Source organism: Candidatus Epulonipiscium sp. (genome assembly GCA_012519205.1).
GTDB lineage: Bacteria > Bacillota > Clostridia > Lachnospirales > Defluviitaleaceae > JAAYQR01.
The window spans coordinates 1-17,750 of the sequence record JAAYQR010000019.1 but is presented as its reverse complement, the minus strand read 5'-3'; the positions used below and the strand labels follow the sequence as shown (position 1 = coordinate 17,750).

The following is a 17,750-nucleotide window of genomic DNA, read 5'->3' as shown; positions in this document are numbered from 1 at the left end:
CTATAGATAATCCTTAGTCATTATAATTTATGATTTTGCTAAACTCAGGTTTTAAGCTTGCTCCTCCAACTAACCCTCCATCAATGTTGCCCATGCCAAAAAGTTCTTTTGCATTCCCTGCATTGACACTACCACCGTACTGAACACGAACTTCCTCTGCAACAGAAGAATCATAAATTTCGCCTACTACCTGGCGAATAGCTGCACATACCTCCTCGGCTTGAGCTGATGTAGCAGTTTTACCTGTCCCTATTGCCCAAATTGGCTCATAGGCAATCACCACATTTTTAGCTTTGTCTCCTGGAACGTCCTTTAGGGCAATTTTGGTTTGGAGGCGGACCAAATCGATTGTAATACCTTGTTCTCTTTGCTCTAGAGTTTCTCCCACACAAATAATGGGGATTAAATTGTGTTCTATGGCCTTTAGAACTTTTTTATTTACAGTTTCATCGGTCTCTGCAAAATAAGCTCTTCTTTCAGAGTGCCCAATAATTACATATTTTACACCTAGTTCTGTTAACATATTAGGGGCAACTTCTCCAGTATAAGCACCACTTTCTTCGTAATACATGTTCTGAGCACCTACGGCAATGTTTGTTCCTTTAACTGCATCTAATACAGCAGGAAGACAAACAAATGGTGGGCAAAATACTACATCCACCTCGCTAGTATCTACCAGTGGTTTTAACTCTTCTACTAATTTTATCGCTTCTGCAGGAGTTTTATTCATTTTCCAATTACCTGCTACAATCTTTTTACGCATAAGAAACCTCCTATAAATTTATTTATTATTTGCCGCTGCTACTCCAGGTAATTCTTTACCTTCTAGGAATTCTAGGGATGCTCCTCCACCAGTTGAAATATGGGACATTTTATCTCCAAAGCCTAATTGGTTCACAGCTGCAGCCGAATCTCCGCCACCAATAATGGTTGTTGCATCTGTTGCTGCTAATGCCTCAGCTACTGCCATGGTTCCTTTGGCAAAGTTTTCAAATTCAAACACACCCATAGGTCCATTCCATACAACTGTTTTAGCATCTTTTACTGCATCTGCATAGGCTTTTCTAGTTTCTGGTCCTATATCTAAGCCTTCCCAATCAGGGTCAATTCCACCCCTTGGAACTATCTTAAATTCTGTATCATTTTTAAATTCTTGGGCTACCACATGGTCAACAGGAAGTAAGAAGTTTACCCCTTTTACCTTAGCCTTTTCAATCATTTCTTTAGCATATTCTACTTTGTCAGCTTCTAGTAAAGACATACCAACTTCATTTCCCATTGCTTTTAAGAAGGTATAGGCCATTCCTCCACCGATAATCAAAGTATCTACCTTATCAAGAAGATTATTGATTACATTAATTTTATCAGATACTTTTGCTCCACCAAGGATAGCCACAAAAGGTCTTACTGGGTTATCGACTGCATTTCCTAAGAATTCAATTTCTTTTTGCATTAGATATCCAACAGCACAATCTCCTTCAATAAAGTTAGTAACGCCTACATTAGAGCAGTGTGCCCTGTGAGCAGTTCCAAATGCATCGTTTATAAATACATCTGCAAGGGAAGCTAATTCCTTGCTAAAATCATCACCATTCTTAGTTTCCTCCTTGCGGTATCTAGTGTTTTCGAGAAGAACAATATCCCCATCTTTCATAGAAGCTACTATTCTTTTTGCATTATCACCAACAACATTATCATCCTTTGCAAACACTACATTTTTGTTTAATAACTCACTTAATCTTTGTCCCACCGGTGCTAAGGATAATTCTGGTTTAGCTTCTCCCTTTGGCTTTCCAAGGTGTGAGCAAAGAATCACTTTGGCACCGTCATTCACTAATTTTTTAATGGTTGGAAGTGCCGCAACCAATCTATTTTCATCGGTGATTTCCCCATCTTTTAGAGGCACATTAAAATCACATCTAACCAATACCCTTTTTCCTTTAACTTGTATATCATCTACTGATTTTTTGTTTAACATTTAGTTCCCTCCTCGGATAATCTATATAAAACAAGGCCCGGTCCTATAGTTACTACTACAAAACCGGACCTTCTGTTGGTCTACCTATTATTATTATAAACGTTCTGCAATATATTGTGTAAGGTCAACAATTCTATTGGAGTATCCCCATTCATTATCGTACCAAGAAACAACTTTAACCATATTTCCACCCATTACCATTGTGGATAATCCGTCAACGATAGAAGAACGAGAATCTTTTTTGAAATCGATAGATACTAATGGTTCATCGGTGTATCCTAATACCTTTTCATCAGCAGCAGCCTTAAGAGCAGCATTAACTTCTTCTACAGTTACATCTTTTCCTAATTCCACAGTTAAGTCAACAACAGATACTGTAGGAGTAGGTACACGCATAGCCATACCTGTTAATTTTCCTTTGAGAGATGGAATAACCTTTGCAACTGCTTCAGCAGCTCCTGTTGTTGTAGGGATGATTGACTCAGCAGCAGCACGAGCTCTTCTTAAATCTTCATGAGGTAAATCTAATATTCTTTGGTCATTTGTGTAAGAGTGAACAGTTGTCATAATTCCTCTTTTTACTTCGAAATTATCATTAAGAACTTTTGCAAATGGTGCTAAACAATTTGTTGTGCAGGAAGCATTATCAACAATATTATCTTCAGATGGGTTATAATCTCCTTCGTTAACACCCATAACGATGGATTTGGTTCCTTTACCAGGAGCAGAAATAATAACCTTTTTTGCACCTGCATTGATATGTAATTGCGCTTGGTCTTTACTTCTGAAAATACCTGTAGATTCGATTACTATATCTACTCCAAGTTCTTTCCAAGGAAGATTTTCTGGATTTCTTTCAGCTGTTACTTTGACTTCTTTTCCATTTACAACTAAAGCGCCTTCTTTAACTTCAACTGTACCTTCAAATTTACCAAAACAAGAATCGTATTTTAATAAGTGTGCTAATGTTTTTGGATCAGTTAAATCATTGATTGCAACTATATCCATTCCTCTTTCGATTGCTACCTTAAATGCGTTACGTCCAATACGTCCAAAACCGTTAATTGCAACTTTTGCCATTTTTCATTCCTCCTAAATATTTTTAATTTTATTTTAATTGTAAGAATATGTTAATCATATTCCTACAATATAATAACATATATTATTATTTTTTGCATCTAATAATTTCATCTGCGACACCCTCATCTATTACGATACATCCATTTTTAATAAGATGCCCTGTAGCCATAATAGCTTCTGCTTTTGAAGTTCCCCCTGCAACAGCAATCATATAAGGAATTCTTTTAATCTCTTCTAATTTTATACCCACTGAACGAGAATTATATACAATTTCTCCTGATGAATTAAAATAATATCCAAAAGCCTCTGCAACGGCTTTTTTTCTTTTTAGAAAATCTATAATTGGTTCTTGGAGTCCTCTTCGCTTTGCCATTTTGACTGCGTTACCAATACCAAAAATTAGAATATCAGTGTGAGAAATCCTTTGGAGGGTATCTTGAATTTCTGGCTCTTTACTGATGCTATCCAAAGACTTTTTACTTAGATGATCAGGTATATTAAGTAATTTATATTCTGCCCCTAACTTCTGTGCCAATAGCGAAGCTAAGGTATTTGATTGATATTCAACTCTTTTTCCTATGCTCCCCCTAGCAGGAAGAACAACAATATCTTTATAATTATTATTAAAAGTTTGAATCTCCTTAATCATCTGAGCTACAGTAGTTCCGCCAGTAACTGCTATAATGTTTCTTGGTTTAATGATGCTTTCAAAAATCGAGGCAGCTGCCTTACCAATGTCCTTCTTGATTGTTTCATTTTGATCGGAGTTGCCTGGTACAATAACAACTTTGTTAATATCTAAAAGCTTGGCAATCCGATTTTCAATTTCATTTAAACCTCTTATCTCATAAATCAACTTTTTTAAGTCCCGAACAATAGTGTATCCTTCTGAGGTAATTTCCATTCCTAAAGAAGTAACTCTTATAAAACCATTATGTTTTAGAAAGTCAATTTCAGATCTGATGATTCTTTCAGAGATATTAAGATTGGCTGATAGAACCCTTCTTCCTATGGGTTCGGAATACATTATAGCTTTTAAAATTCCATATCTTCTTTCTAAATCTAAAATACCTTCAGGAATAATCTTTCTTAGTACTATGGATAAATCTTTCATTGTACACGCCCTTCGGGAACATCTTTGTCCCACCGTACGATTTTAGTCCCACGTGGTCCGAAAAAAAAGATGCTTTGCATCTTCGTTTATATTGTAACGAATATCATACAAAATATCAAGGTTAATTTCTGAAAATATATAAAGGCTATCATAAATTTTTCTTCTTATTTGATGTACTACTTACTATACCATGCTCGTCTAAAATGGTTAATGAAATATTAGAAGCATGGTCGGATATTCTTTCTAGATTGCTTATTACATCTAAAAATACAATCCCAGATGTAGAATCACAAGCATTTTGTGAAAGTCTTTCTATATGTCTTGTCCTAAGTTCTTTTTCCATCTTATCTACCATTTCTTCCTGAGGTTCGACAGCTTTTGCAAGCTCAGGGCTATCTTGCTGCCTTGCTATTATTGCAGTTTCATAACATTCGATGCATTTTTCTGACATTGTTTTTAATTCTAAAATAGCGGATTCCGAAAGCTGCACCTTTTCATCTATAGCAAACTGTGCTAATTCTGCAATGTTTTCAGCATGGTCTCCTACTCTTTCTATATCATTTACAGTATGAAATAATCCTGTAACTATAGTATTTTGTTTTTCATTAAGGGGTGAATTAGATATTTTAACTAGATATGGGGTTATCGCTCTATTTAGCTTGTTTATATTTTTTTCTCTTTTTAATACCTGCTCTACTTTTTTGTCATCTCTTTCTAATAGGGCTTCCATGGCTACTCTTGTATTTTCCTTTGATAGATTAGCCATCCTTATTACTTCCTTAATAGCATTTTCTACTGCAAAACTAGGTGTTTCCAATATACGCTCATCTAAATGATGAAGACCACTTTCATCCTCTTCATCTTCACCTCTAACAAATTTACTCGATAAGTATACCAGCGTACCTGCAAAAGGGAAAAGCATAATAGTATTTGAGATATTAAAAATAGTATGTACTATACTAACTTCTGTCATATTAATTAATCCTAATCCAAACTCTGGATTAATAAAATAAAGATAAATCACACTTACTATCGAAAATATCAGCGTTCCTAGTATATTGAACAAAAGATGTATGTAGGCTGCCCGTTTGGCAGTTCTGGTTGCGCCAATACTGGAAAACATAGCCGTAACACAAGTTCCTATATTTTGTCCCATTATAATGTAAATTGCTGCATTCCATGGCACTAGAGAGGCTGCTGCTAAGGTTTGCAAAATACCTACTGAAGCCGAGCTACTTTGGATAATCGCTGTAACTGCAAAACCTGCCAAAACCCCTAAGATAGGATTATGACCTAAACTTATAAATAACCTCCCAAAGGCAGGAAGATCCCTAAGTGGTTTTACAGCTGTTGACATCATTTCTAATCCCAAAAATAAAATACCGAATCCTGCAATAATTTCACCGATTTGTTTTATATTCTTTTTCTTTGCAAACATAACCATGGCAACCCCTACTGCAATTGCAATAGGAGCTAATTCGGATGGGTTAAAAAATGTTGCCCATTCTGCACTAGAAACAATCCATCCTGTAACAGTTGTCCCTATATTAGCACCCATGATAACTCCTACCGCCTGGGCTAGATTCATCAGCCCTGCATTAACAAACCCTACTATCATAACTGTAGTTGCTGAGCTGCTTTGAATAATAGCTGTAACCCCGGCTCCAACCAATACACCCATTAGTCGATTGCTAGTAAGTACCTCTAATAATTTTTTCATTTTATTACCTGCAGATTTTTGAAGTCCATCCCCCATAATCTGCATACCATAAATAAACAAACCTAAGCCACCAATAAAAGCAAATAAAATCTTAGTATAATCTCCCATGGCTCTCCCCCTAATGTATTTTCCCATGCATTCCGTAATATTCTATCATGTTCAAAAAAATAAAATCAACCCTTTCTAATATTTTACCACTCCTTTATGATATATATCCAACTTTTTTAAATTTTAATCAGTTTTTTTGTTATTTTTTTTAGAAGGAAAAATCCCTGGCTATACCAAGGATTTACTTTATTTGTATGTATTCATTTTTCCCACATAAAATGGTACCTCCGCCTATTACTATATCATCATCATAAAATACTACAGCCTGTCCAGGGGTAATTGCTCTTTGGGATTCATCAAAGGTACATTTTAGCGTATTATCATCCTGCATCTCTATGGTACAGGTGGCAGCCCTATGGCTATAACGAATTTTTGCCATGGTTTTTATAGAACCCTCAATTTTTTCCATAGGAAAAAAATTAATCTTATGTGCATATAAGATTTTACTAAATACTTCTTCATGCTCTCCTAATATCACTTCATTGCTTTCAGGTCTTATACCTATAACGAACATTGGTTTCCCGAAAGAAACACCAAGGCCCTTTCTTTGTCCCACGGTATAATATATTATACCCCTATGTTTTCCTAAAATATTGCCCTTAATGTCTATAAAATTTCCAGGGGCAATAGGCTTTTTATAATTTTCTTCGATATATGCCCCATAATTATTATCGGGAATAAAACATATTTCTTGACTATCTGGTTTGGTCGCAACACCTAATCCTATATCTTGGGCTATTTTGCGAATTTCAGATTTATTATAATTCCCTAGGGGCATTAATGTATGTCTTAATTGTTCCTGAGTAAGATTATATAGGGCGTAGGTTTGATCTTTACCTGTATCCGTAGATACCTTAAGGGCATATCTATCCCTCTTAGGTAAATGCACAACTTTTGCATAGTGCCCTGTAGCAATATAATCTGCCCCCAATTGAAGAGCCTTAGATAACATTGATTCCCATTTAATGTAGCGATTGCATGCAATACACGGGTTGGGAGTTTTCCCTTTGGAATATTCATCTATAAAGTAATCTATTACTTTGTCCTTAAAATCACTTTTAAAGTTTACTACATAATGGGGAATGTTTAGTTTTTGACACACTCTTCTTGCATCATCAACGGCGGATAATCCGCAGCATCCACCGTTATCTCCTACTTCATCCCTTAATTCATCCTGCCAAATCTGCATTGTCATACCGATTACATCATAACCTTGTTCTTTTAAAATATATGCCGCTACAGAGCTATCAACTCCACCGGACATCCCAACAACAACCTTTTTCTTCGTCATTTAAGCTACCTCAGATACTTCATTGGTTGTCGTCAAGGATGGCATGATGATGTTCATTATCGACTGGTGGTTTTAATCCATCTATTATGATTTCATTTTTTTGAGCATAATCCCAAAGGGCAGCTTGCAAAGCTTCCTCTGCCAATATTGAGCAATGGACCTTTACTGGTGGAAGACCATCTAGGGATTCCATAACTGATTTGTTTGTTATTTTCATTGCCTCTTGTATTGTTTTTCCTTTAACTAGTTCTGTTGCCATGCTGCTAGTTGCAACAGCTGCCCCACAACCAAAGGTTTTAAACTTAACATCTTTAATAATTTCCCCTTCTATATCAAGATATATTTTCATAATATCTCCGCATTTTGCATTTCCAACTGTTCCTACCCCTGAAGCATTTTCAATCTCTCCAACGTTTCTCGGATTCATAAAATGGTCCATAACCTTTTCACTGTACATAATAAGCACCTCTTTTTAAATTATTACTTAGATTTTATATAAGCTTCGTATAAAGGAGACATATCCCTTAATCTTTGTACAATAGGAGGTAAAACCTCCAAAAAGTAGTCTACTTCTTCTTTGGTATTTTCACCCCCTATAGTAATTCTAAGGGAACCATGGGCCCTTTCGTGGGGAAGCCCAATGGCGAGTAATACATGGGATGGATCTAAGGAACCTGAAGTGCAAGCAGAACCACTAGAGCCGTATATACCCTTCATATCCAATAGAAGTAACAAAGATTCTCCCTCAATAAAGTCAAAGGTAAAATTTATATTATTAGGCAACCTATGAATCGGATGTCCGTTTAATTTCACATGGTCTACCTTTTCGGTAATCCCCTCAATTATGGTATCCCTAAGCTCCAACATTTTTTTATTGTTTTTTTCCATATCCTTAATTGATAATTCTAATGCCTTAGCTAGGCCTACTATCCCTGGAACATTTTCAGTTCCACCTCTTCGTCCCCTTTCTTGGGCACCTCCATGAAGAAGAGGTTTTATTTTTATTCCTTTTCTTATATATAATGCCCCAATACCCTTAGGACCATGGAATTTATGTCCTGAAAGAGATAATAAATCTACATTGGCTTCCTTAACATCAATAGGGATATGTCCTACCGCCTGAACCCCATCAGTATGGAAAATCACTCCTTTTTCCTTTGCCACACGACCTATTTCTTCTATAGGCTGAATAGTACCTATTTCATTATTGGCATACATTATAGTAATCAATATGGTTGTATCTTTGATTGCATTTCTTACATCTTCCGGATTAATCCTTCCGAATTCATCCACAGGAAGATAGGTTACTTCATATCCCTTGCTTTGAAGATATTCGCAAGTATGAAGTACCGCATGATGCTCAGTAGTAGAAGTAATTATATGATTACCTTTATCTTTATAACTTTCGGCTATTCCTTTTATAGCCCAATTATCTGCTTCCGTTCCTCCGCTGGTAAAAAAGATCTCCCTAGAATCAGCTCCTAAGAGTTTCGCAATCTTATCCCTAGATTCGTCTAGAGCCTTTTTATTTATTCTTGCAATTTCATATATACTTGAAGGATTACCAAAATTCTCGGTAAAATATGGAATCATAGCATCCACGACTTCTTGTCTTGTTGAAGTTGTAGCTGCATGATCAAAGTAAATTCTCTGCATTTTAAACCACTCCTCACCTAAACATAAGAGCTAGATGTAATACATATACTCCCTATCGACATTTAGCTTTTCATAATCTCTTAATAAATCTTCAAGGGTAATCGAATCAACAACCTCATTGATTTTATCCCTGATTTTTTTCCAGACAAGTCTCGTCACACAACAATCCCACTCTGTGCACTCAGCATTAATACCTTCACTAACGCAGTCAACAGGGGCTAGTGAGCCTTCTAAGGCTCTAAGAATATCTCCTACGGTTATTTGTCTAGGAGGCATCGCTAAACTATATCCTCCCTGGGCCCCTCTTATACTTTTAACTAGTCCTGATTTTCTAAGGACTGCAATTAATTGTTCTAGATAGTGATCGGATATTTCCTGCCTTTCTGCGATATGTCTTAATGCAATATGCCTATCCTGACTATGAACTGCTAAATCAAGCATTGCCTTTAATCCATATCTTCCCTTAGTAGATAATTTCATACTCTCACCTCAAGATTTAATTCCTACTTTTATAGTCGGTATTCCTGTTTAAGAATATCACTTTATAATTTTACTGTCAATATATTTTAAGTGTATCTTTTCCCCCTAAAAACATACTATTCACAGCAAATTTATATGATTATATATTTTTAATTGTATACTGCATTAAGTATACTAGTCAATAAGAATTTAATATGATTTTGTTATTATTTATGTTAAAATGGAGAAGATATTAATAATTCACTTTAATTTAAGGAGTAATTTTATGGAAAATCTAACTTTAATAGCTACAGCTCCTTTTGGATTAGAATCAGTAGTAAAGAACGAATTAGTTACTTTAGGATATAAAGATGTGCTTGCCTCAGATGGTAAAGTAACTTTTACAGGAGATATAGAATCCATCGTTCACACTAATTTATGGCTCCGTAGCGCAGATAGGGTTCTGCTTAAGATTGGAGAATTTAACGCATTTAGCTTTGAGGAACTGTTTGAAAAAACAAAAGCCCTTCCATGGGAGGAATGGATTACCCAAGATGCAAAGTTCACAGTACTAGGAAAATCGGTTAAGTCTAAACTATATAGCATTCCTGATTGTCAATCTATTGTTAAGAAGGCTATTGTTGAAAAGTTAAAGCAGAAATACCATATCGATTGGTTCCCCGAAACAGGTCCTGAATATACGGTACAAATATCTATTTTAAAAGATGTGGCAACTCTTACTATCGACACCAGTGGAATTGGTCTCCATAAAAGGGGATATAGAAATGAGGCGGTAGAGGCTCCACCTAAGGAAACATTAGCATCTGCTCTTATTCAAATTAGTTATTGGAACAAAAAGAGAGCCCTATATGACTTTTTTTGTGGCTCTGGCACTATTCCTATAGAGGCAGCCTTAATAGGAAAAAATATTGCCCCTGGATTAAATAGAAATTTTGCCTGTGAATCATGGCCCCAGATTGGGAAAGAAATATGGAAAATGGAAAGGACATCAGCATTTAGAAAAATTAATCATGATATTGTATTAAATATTAATGCATCGGATATTAATCCTAAAGCTATAGAAATAGCTAAAGAAAATGCCCTAGAGGCAGGAGTGGATGATTGTATTAATTTCGAAGTAAAAGACGTAAAAAAAATAATAATAGATAAACCCTATGGGATTTTGATTAGCAATCCCCCTTATGGTGAAAGACTTGGAGAAGAAAAAGAAGTAGCCAAGCTGTATAATACCCTCGGTCAAATTTTTAAAAACGAACCCACATGGTCTACATATATCCTTACTTCTGTTGAAGCATTCGAATCCCTATATGGCAAAAAAGCAAATAAAAGAAGAAAATTGTATAATGGAAGAATTAAGGTCGATTATTATCAGTATTTTGGACAAAAACCCAAAAATGCATAGTAGAAAAATTTAAAATCCTGTCGCTCCAAAGGGGGACAGGATTTTTTCTTGGATGTATATTAATTACATTAATCTTTGTGCACCATATACTTCTGCTAAAGTATCTAATTTTCTATTGAATTCCTCTAATTTTTGTAAGTCTCCTTCTTCCCATAGTTCCCAAAACTTTTGATATAGCTCCCCTGCCTCCTCTAATTCACTTATATTGTACAGGTTTTGGATACTTCTAAATATATCTGCCACAACATTCGATTTTGTCTGAAATAGCTCTTGGGCTTTTAAAACTTCTTGTCTTATTTCAGCCATTTCTTGGTCTAGGGTAAAAGCTGCTTCTGCCGCCTTTATCAATCGCTTATGTATATACTTAGGCATATCTTTATTGTATTTATACCTTAAGGAATGCTCTATAGTTGCCCAAAAATTCATTGCTAAGGTCCGAATCTGAATTTCCGTTAGTATCTTTTTTTCTCCTAGAGATGTTTGAACGGGATATAATATTATTATATGGTAACTCCTATATCCACTATCCTTAATATTTTTAACATAATCTCTTTCCTCTATTATCTTTAAATCCTTTCCATCCCTATTTCTTATTAATTCAACGACTTTATCGATATCCTTAACAAATTGGCACATTATTCGGATTCCAGCTATGTCTTCTATCCTTTCTTCTATTTCATTTATAGATATGTCTTTCTTTTTAGCCTTTTCTAAAATACTGGATATTTTCTTTACTCTTCCTGTAACAAATTCAATAGGGGAATATTCGTCTAATTTTCTATATTCATCTCTAAGACTTTTAAATTTAACCTTGAGCTCTTCTACCGCTTGTTTATATGGAATTAGTAGCCTTTTCCATTCATTAATATCCATCGTAGTTCACTTCCTTATTTTCTTAATGGCATATCTTTTGTAATTTCTACCCTTCATTATACAAAAAATACATGGGGTTCACAACTAAAACATCATAGTATATAATTACAATCTATAATCCAAATATTTATATGGAAGGAGCTGAAAATGTGAATGAATACTTTTTATATTATGATTCCCCCATTGGCTATATAAAAATATCCGGTTATGAAGAAGGTATTACATCCATAAGTTTTTGTGAAAAAACTGCTACTATTATTGAAGATAGCGTTCCTACTTGTTTAACCGAATGTATCACTCAATTAGATGAATATTTTAAAGGCAAAAGGAATTTATTCTCGATTCCTTTATTAATCAATGGAACTGACTTTCAAAAAAAGGTTTGGTCCGCCCTTGTGAGCATCCCCTATGGCAAAACCTCTACATACAAAGAAATAGCGGAAATGATTAAAAATCCTAAGGGCGCAAGGGCTGTGGGAAATGCAAATCATAACAACCCTATTGCAATTATTATTCCCTGTCATAGGGTTATAGGAGCCAATGGGAACCTAGTAGGTTATGCAGAAGGAGTATGGAGGAAGAAATATCTTTTGGATCTAGAAAAAAGACTTTACAATAAATATTAGTTGGTATAGTACAACCTTCCTTAGAATAAATTGTAGTACCATCCATATTGAAAGAGGGTATTACATGTCTAAAAAAAATGTGGTAACAGGGGCACTTATATTGACTGTTGCCAGTTTTATTACAAGAATTCTAGGTTTTATTTATAGAATCTATATGTCTAATTTAATCGGTGCAGAAGGTATGGGCTTATTTCAATTAATTTTTCCTATCTATATGCTTGCTTGGACACTCTCTGCCTCCGGCATATCCCTTAGTGTTTCAAAATTAATTGCCCAAGAAAATGCAAAAAGGGAGTATGGAAATATGCACCGAATACTAAAAATTTCTGTGGGTTTATCCATCGGTATTGGATGTGTTATTTCTGCAATTATTTATATTTTTGCTCCCTTTTTAGCTACTTTGGTAATCCGGGAACCCAGAACGATTCTAGCCCTGAAAATTCTTGCTTCCTGTGTTCCTTTTATGGCAGCTGCCTCCTCTATAAAGGGATACTTTTATGGAATGCAAAAAATGTCAAAACCAGCCATATCCCAAGTATTAGAACAAGTAACAAGGATGATGGTAATATATTTTTTAGCTGGTCTTTTTATACCTAAGGGATTGTCTTATGCCTGTGCCTTAGCCGTACTTGGAATGTGTATAGGGGAAATTGCCTCATTTCTTTATATCTTTATCTCTTACAAGAGAAATAAAAGCAAGAAAAAGCTTTCCAAAAAACCTTCTTTAACCCTATTTCAATCCTATGGTATTTTACTATCCATGGCAATACCCTTAACTGGCAGCAGATTTGTAACTTCAATACTTAGTTCCATTGAAAATATCTTGATTCCCATCCAGCTTCAACTTTTTGGCATGACCAATAGCGAGGCTATAGGAGTGTATGGAAAATTCAGTGGCATGGCAATGCCTTTAATATTTTTCCCCTCTATGCTTACAGGCTCTTTATCCATGGCATTAATCCCTGCTGTTTCTGAAGCCTCCGCAGTCAAAAATACCAAACAAATCCTCCGCACAGTATCAAAATCGATTCATTTTACCTGCCTAATAGGCATCGGAGCCACTTGTATCTTTTCTGTCTTTCCAAAAGAATTAGGGCTAGCAATTTATAAGCAAGCTGATGTTGGTAGTATGCTCTATTCCATGGCATGGATATGTCCATTTTTTTATCTCCAATCAACTTTAGGGGGTATATTAAATGGTTTAGGACAGCAAATGACTACATTTAAAAACAATGTTATTAATTCTATTATTTGTATATCTTTTGTGTATTTTTTAATTCCTAAGCTTGGACTTCTTGGATTTATATGGGGAGTTATTGTGAGCTCAATTGTTACCACCTTACTTCATTTAGGAAAGGTACTAAAATTTACTTCTATTACCCTTGAACTTAACAAATGGATTATAAAACCTGCTTTAGCTGCTACAGCCACTGGACTAACAACAAAATACTTAATGAATACTTATTTTTTAGCTAAATTTCCATTAAAGTTTAGTCTATTTTTAACACTTATTATTACTTGTATAACCTATATTGTTTTCCTGTTTTTACTACAAAGTATTTCAAAAGATGATGTTCGTATGTTAAAAGATAGCATATAAGATAGGGCAGGTTTTCATACCTGCCCTATCTTATACATCTTCACTTTTAGCCAGTTCGTATCCTGTTTCTTCTATCATGATTTTTTTAGTTTTTCATCTGGCACTTCTTCTTGATAGTTAATATTAATTCACAGCAAAAACCCCCATGATACAACCGTGGGGATTTTTTGTATTTAACTATCTTTCGTTATTTTTGTTATTTTTGTTATCTTTGTTATTCTTGTTATTGTCAGGAACAAGTTCGTTTGCAAAGTCTAAATTTGTGTTGTTGTTTCTGTTGTTGTTTTTGTTATTGTTGTTTTTGTTGTTTCTTTTGTTGTTTTTGTCCATTTATGAATCCTCCTCATAAGGTTTAATATTTATTTCAGAGTTAGTATGAGCAAAAAAATAAAACTTATTACTAAAAATCCTATTTTTTTATTGAATTTTTTACCAATCAAAAATTATCTTAGATAATAAATATCTTAATAGTAAATAAGATATTCTTATCTGTACTGTGGCTCTTGATCTTTTACAAAATCTAGCCTTGTTTGAATAGATTGAGCAATGTTTTGTGCTGTGCATGATAATTGGTCAAACATTTGTTTAGCAGCCTGATCATCCGTATCCTGAGAGAATGTTTTTAAATCTGCAGATAATCCTTGAGCGCCTGCTAAAGCTTTTTCTAACTTGGTATTTGTAGGCATTGAACTTCCTCCTTAAAATAAATTTTTTGTAGTTGGTTTCATAATTTAAGATGAAATCCTCTATTATTGTTTGCTAATTTTTCAAAAATATAATTATAAAATATTACTAATAAACAAAGCTGCTCTTTTATATAGAATTTTTTCTTGAATTTTGAAGCTTTTTAATAACAGCCTCATACCCATTATCCGTAGGATGGTAATATACTTTATCTATTAATTCATTCGGTAAATATTGCTGTTTAACATAGTTATTAGGATATTCATGGGTATATTTATACCCTTGTCCGTGACCCAAGTCTGATGCACCTATATAATGAGCATCCTTTAAATGGGCTGGGATGCCCTTTATTTGAATATTTTTCACATCTTTCATAGCAGAGTCAATAGCTATATAAGCCCCATTGCTTTTTGGCGCACATGCCACATAAATAGCCGCCTGGGATAATATTATCCTTCCTTCAGGCATTCCTATAAAATCGACGGCTTGAGCTGCTGAAACAGCAACCTGCAACGCATTAGGGTCTGCATTTCCTACATCTTCAGCTGCACAAATTATAATCCTTCTAGAAATAAACTTTGGATCTTCCCCTGCATACAACATCCGCCCTAGATAATACACCGCCCCATCCGGATTGGACCCTCGCATACTCTTTATAAAGGCCGATACTGTATCATAATGATTATCTCCATTTTTATCATAATTTAATGCTCGCTTTTGAATACATTCTTGTGCTACTTCTAAAGTAATATGTATTTTGCCATCCTCCAAAGGGTTGGTTGTAAGAACCCCTAACTCAATTGCATTCATAGCTGCTCTGGCATCCCCATTGGACACATCTGATAAAAATTCTAAAGCTTCTTCTGAAATCTCCGCTCCGTAACTTCCTAAACCCTTTTCCTCATTGGTTAATGCCCTTTTGATTAGATTTTTAATATTTTCTCTAGACAAGCTTTTTAATTGAAATATCCTAGACCTAGAAACAAGGGCCCTATTCACTTCAAAGTAGGGATTTTCTGTAGTAGCACCGATGAGAATGATGGTTCCGTCTTCTACAAAAGGGAGGAGTGCATCTTGTTGAGCTTTATTGAAACGATGAATTTCATCTATAAAGAGTATAGTCTTTTTTGATACCATCCCCAGTCTAGTTCTTGCCTCTTCTACCACCTGCATTATATCTTTCTTGCCTGATGTTGTAGCATTTAATTGTGTAAACTCAGACTTAGTAGTATTAGCAATGATTTTAGCCAAGGTAGTTTTCCCTGTTCCTGGAGGCCCATAAAGGATGATAGAACCTAATTTGTCGGCCTTTATAGCCCTATAAAGTAATTTATCTTCCCCTATTATATGCCCTTGCCCTTCGAATTCCTCTAATGTTCTTGGCCGCATCCTAGCTGCCAAAGGGGATTCGTTCTTCATGGTTCTTTGCCTGTTATATTCAAAAATATCCAATACTATCACCTCTATTGATACTTTTTTAAAAGAATTATATATTGTATTATATATCATAGGAAATAAATATGCCATGTGAAGGAGCCTAACCTCCTTAGAATTACATGAAAAGCCTACAAATTGCACTGAAAGACTTGACATCGATTCCTAAAGATAATATAGTCTAAAAATGTGGTGTTAATAATAAGCATCAGCTTTTTTGTAGAAGGGAGTTTGAATATGCAATATCTTTATGCAGATGTTACGCAAAAAAGTAATTTTTTCGGTAATACTAACCCAATAGAATTAATCAATGAATACGGTAGTCCCTTATATGTTTATAATGAAAATATATTTCGTGAAAGGTGTAAAGAAATGAAAAATCTCATTTCTTACCCTAATATTTCTGTTAATTATTCCGTAAAAGCAAATAGCAGCTTACAACTTCTAAGAATTATTCGCGAAGAAGGGTTAAATGTAGATGCCATGTCCCCCGGTGAAATTTATGTGGAACTTAAGGCGGGTTTCAAACCCGAACAAATATTATTTATTAGCAATAATGTCTCCGCAGAAGAAATGCAATTTGCCATTGATAGGAATATCACAATAAGTGTTGATTCTTTATCACAACTGGAACTACTAGGTAAATTAAACCCCGGTGGCCCAGTTGCAATAAGATTTAATCCCGGTGTTGGAGCAGGACATCATGAAAAGGTGGTAACAGGTGGGAAAGAAACAAAATTTGGGGTAGATCCTAATTTCGTTTCTGCGGTCAAGGATCTCCTTAAAAAGTATAATCTAAAATTAGTAGGTATCAATCAGCATATCGGCTCCTTATTTATGGATGGTGCCCCTTATGTCGAAGGAATAAAGTCTCTTTTATCTATTGCCAAAAATTTTGATAACCTAGAATTTGTGGACTTAGGTGGTGGTTTTGGCATCCCTTATCATAAGCAAGATAACGAACCCCGCTTGGATTTGTCTAAACTAGGAGAACAATTAAACCCTATACTAAATGATTGGGTAAGATCCTATGGAAAAGAAATTACTTTTAAAATTGAACCCGGTAGATATATATCTGCTGAATGTGGTATACTTTTAGGTACTGTCCATGCAGTTAAAACAAACTATGATAATAAATACATCGGAACTGACTTAGGTTTTAATGTGCTTCAAAGACCTATTATGTATGATTCTCATCACGATATTGAAGTATATAGAGCCACGGAAATTCCTTCTAATTCTAAGGAACCTGTTACCATTGTAGGAAACATCTGCGAAAGTGGTGATATTATCGCTAGGAATAGGATTCTTCCAAAAATTCTAGAGGGAGATATATTAGGAATATTAGATGCTGGAGCCTATGGTCATGTTATGAGTTCTAACTATAATAACCGCCTTCGTCCTGCAGAAGTATTAATCAAGGAAGATGGTAGGCCTGTGTTAATTCGTAGAAGAGATACCCTTGAGGATTTAATTCGTTATTATGATATTTAAACCCTCGCGAATCATTAAAATAAGTGATATCTATATCAAAAGGCACCCCTAGGGGTGCCTTAATTAATTGGCTGGGTAGGAAGGATTCGAACCTTCGCATGCAGGAGTCAAAGTCCTGTGCCTTACCGCTTGGCGACTACCCATCATTAATATGTAAAGTTATTATAACCAACTATCTTTCGTTTATACTTTTTAAATCATTGAAGCGCG

Annotated in this window: 17 protein-coding genes and 1 tRNA gene; 4 read left to right on the top strand and 14 right to left on the bottom strand. The window is 34.9% G+C overall.

The features are described 5' to 3' along the window. Positions 1 to 13: 13 nt before the first annotated feature. From GX308_05895 to GX308_05855, 9 genes are all read right to left on the bottom strand, one after another. A complete protein-coding gene (locus GX308_05895; GenBank protein ID NLK21606.1) occupies positions 14 to 763 on the bottom strand; it encodes a triose-phosphate isomerase in 750 nt (249 codons plus the stop codon). 18 nt (positions 764 to 781) lie between these two features. Further along, positions 782 to 1,978: a phosphoglycerate kinase gene (locus tag GX308_05890; GenBank protein ID NLK21605.1), complete on the bottom strand. Its 1,197-nt coding sequence runs from the start codon at positions 1,976 to 1,978 to the stop codon at positions 782 to 784. A 93-nt stretch (positions 1,979 to 2,071) separates the two neighbouring features. Then, positions 2,072 to 3,058 carry a type I glyceraldehyde-3-phosphate dehydrogenase gene (gap, locus tag GX308_05885; GenBank protein NLK21604.1) on the bottom strand — a complete coding sequence of 329 codons (987 nt, stop codon included), beginning with the start codon at positions 3,056 to 3,058 and terminating at the stop codon, positions 2,072 to 2,074. An 85-nt stretch (positions 3,059 to 3,143) separates the two neighbouring features. Beyond that, a complete protein-coding gene (locus GX308_05880) occupies positions 3,144 to 4,172 on the bottom strand; it encodes a sugar-binding transcriptional regulator (GenBank protein ID NLK21603.1) in 1,029 nt (342 codons plus the stop codon). Positions 4,173 to 4,320: 148 nt separating this feature from the next. After that, positions 4,321 to 6,000 (bottom strand): Na/Pi cotransporter family protein, encoded by a 1,680-nt coding sequence (locus tag GX308_05875; protein ID NLK21602.1) that lies wholly within the window; start codon positions 5,998 to 6,000, stop codon positions 4,321 to 4,323. A 181-nt stretch (positions 6,001 to 6,181) separates the two neighbouring features. Continuing rightward, positions 6,182 to 7,291: a tRNA 2-thiouridine(34) synthase MnmA gene (gene mnmA / locus GX308_05870; protein ID NLK21601.1), complete on the bottom strand. Its 1,110-nt coding sequence runs from the start codon at positions 7,289 to 7,291 to the stop codon at positions 6,182 to 6,184. 19 nt (positions 7,292 to 7,310) lie between these two features. Continuing rightward, the gene (gene nifU / locus GX308_05865) at positions 7,311 to 7,748 is read right to left on the bottom strand and encodes a Fe-S cluster assembly scaffold protein NifU (GenBank protein ID NLK21600.1); all 438 of its coding nucleotides are present in this window, start codon (positions 7,746 to 7,748) and stop codon (positions 7,311 to 7,313) included. 23 nt (positions 7,749 to 7,771) lie between these two features. Beyond that, a complete protein-coding gene (nifS, locus tag GX308_05860) occupies positions 7,772 to 8,947 on the bottom strand; it encodes a cysteine desulfurase NifS (GenBank protein NLK21599.1) in 1,176 nt (391 codons plus the stop codon). Between the two features lie 30 nt (positions 8,948 to 8,977). Beyond that, positions 8,978 to 9,427 (bottom strand): Rrf2 family transcriptional regulator, encoded by a 450-nt coding sequence (locus GX308_05855; protein ID NLK21598.1) that lies wholly within the window; start codon positions 9,425 to 9,427, stop codon positions 8,978 to 8,980. 265 nt (positions 9,428 to 9,692) lie between these two features. On the opposite strand from GX308_05855, the gene GX308_05850 reads away from it, so the two are divergent. Beyond that, positions 9,693 to 10,829: a class I SAM-dependent RNA methyltransferase gene (locus GX308_05850; GenBank protein NLK21597.1), complete on the top strand. Its 1,137-nt coding sequence runs from the start codon at positions 9,693 to 9,695 to the stop codon at positions 10,827 to 10,829. 63 nt (positions 10,830 to 10,892) lie between these two features. On the opposite strand, the gene GX308_05845 is transcribed toward GX308_05850, so the two are convergent. After that, entirely contained in the window at positions 10,893 to 11,702 is an 810-nt protein-coding gene (locus GX308_05845; protein ID NLK21596.1) for a GTP pyrophosphokinase family protein, read from the bottom strand. 131 nt (positions 11,703 to 11,833) lie between these two features. Between GX308_05845 and GX308_05840 the strand changes: the two genes are divergently transcribed. Together GX308_05840 and spoVB are read left to right on the top strand one after the other, a co-directional pair. Further along, complete coding sequence (locus GX308_05840) at positions 11,834 to 12,328, top strand: methylated-DNA--[protein]-cysteine S-methyltransferase (GenBank protein ID NLK21595.1); 495 nt, start codon at positions 11,834 to 11,836, stop codon at positions 12,326 to 12,328. Positions 12,329 to 12,392: 64 nt separating this feature from the next. After that, positions 12,393 to 13,928, top strand: a complete 1,536-nt coding sequence (gene spoVB, locus GX308_05835; protein ID NLK21594.1) for a stage V sporulation protein B — start codon at positions 12,393 to 12,395, stop codon at positions 13,926 to 13,928. Positions 13,929 to 14,105: 177 nt separating this feature from the next. Here spoVB and GX308_05830 read toward each other — a convergent pair whose 3' ends face one another. The 3 genes from GX308_05830 to GX308_05820 form a co-directional block, all read right to left on the bottom strand. Continuing rightward, positions 14,106 to 14,258 (bottom strand): hypothetical protein, encoded by a 153-nt coding sequence (locus GX308_05830; protein ID NLK21593.1) that lies wholly within the window; start codon positions 14,256 to 14,258, stop codon positions 14,106 to 14,108. A 155-nt stretch (positions 14,259 to 14,413) separates the two neighbouring features. Continuing rightward, a complete protein-coding gene (locus GX308_05825) occupies positions 14,414 to 14,614 on the bottom strand; it encodes a DUF1657 domain-containing protein (protein NLK21592.1) in 201 nt (66 codons plus the stop codon). A 127-nt stretch (positions 14,615 to 14,741) separates the two neighbouring features. Continuing rightward, positions 14,742 to 16,064 carry a replication-associated recombination protein A gene (locus tag GX308_05820; GenBank protein NLK21591.1) on the bottom strand — a complete coding sequence of 441 codons (1,323 nt, stop codon included), beginning with the start codon at positions 16,062 to 16,064 and terminating at the stop codon, positions 14,742 to 14,744. Positions 16,065 to 16,283: 219 nt separating this feature from the next. On the opposite strand from GX308_05820, the gene lysA reads away from it, so the two are divergent. After that, positions 16,284 to 17,540, top strand: a complete 1,257-nt coding sequence (gene lysA, locus GX308_05815; GenBank protein NLK21590.1) for a diaminopimelate decarboxylase — start codon at positions 16,284 to 16,286, stop codon at positions 17,538 to 17,540. 68 nt (positions 17,541 to 17,608) lie between these two features. On the opposite strand, the gene GX308_05810 is transcribed toward lysA, so the two are convergent. Further along, positions 17,609 to 17,683: transfer RNA gene (locus tag GX308_05810), tRNA-Gln, on the bottom strand. Between the last annotated feature and the right edge of the window lie 67 nt (positions 17,684 to 17,750).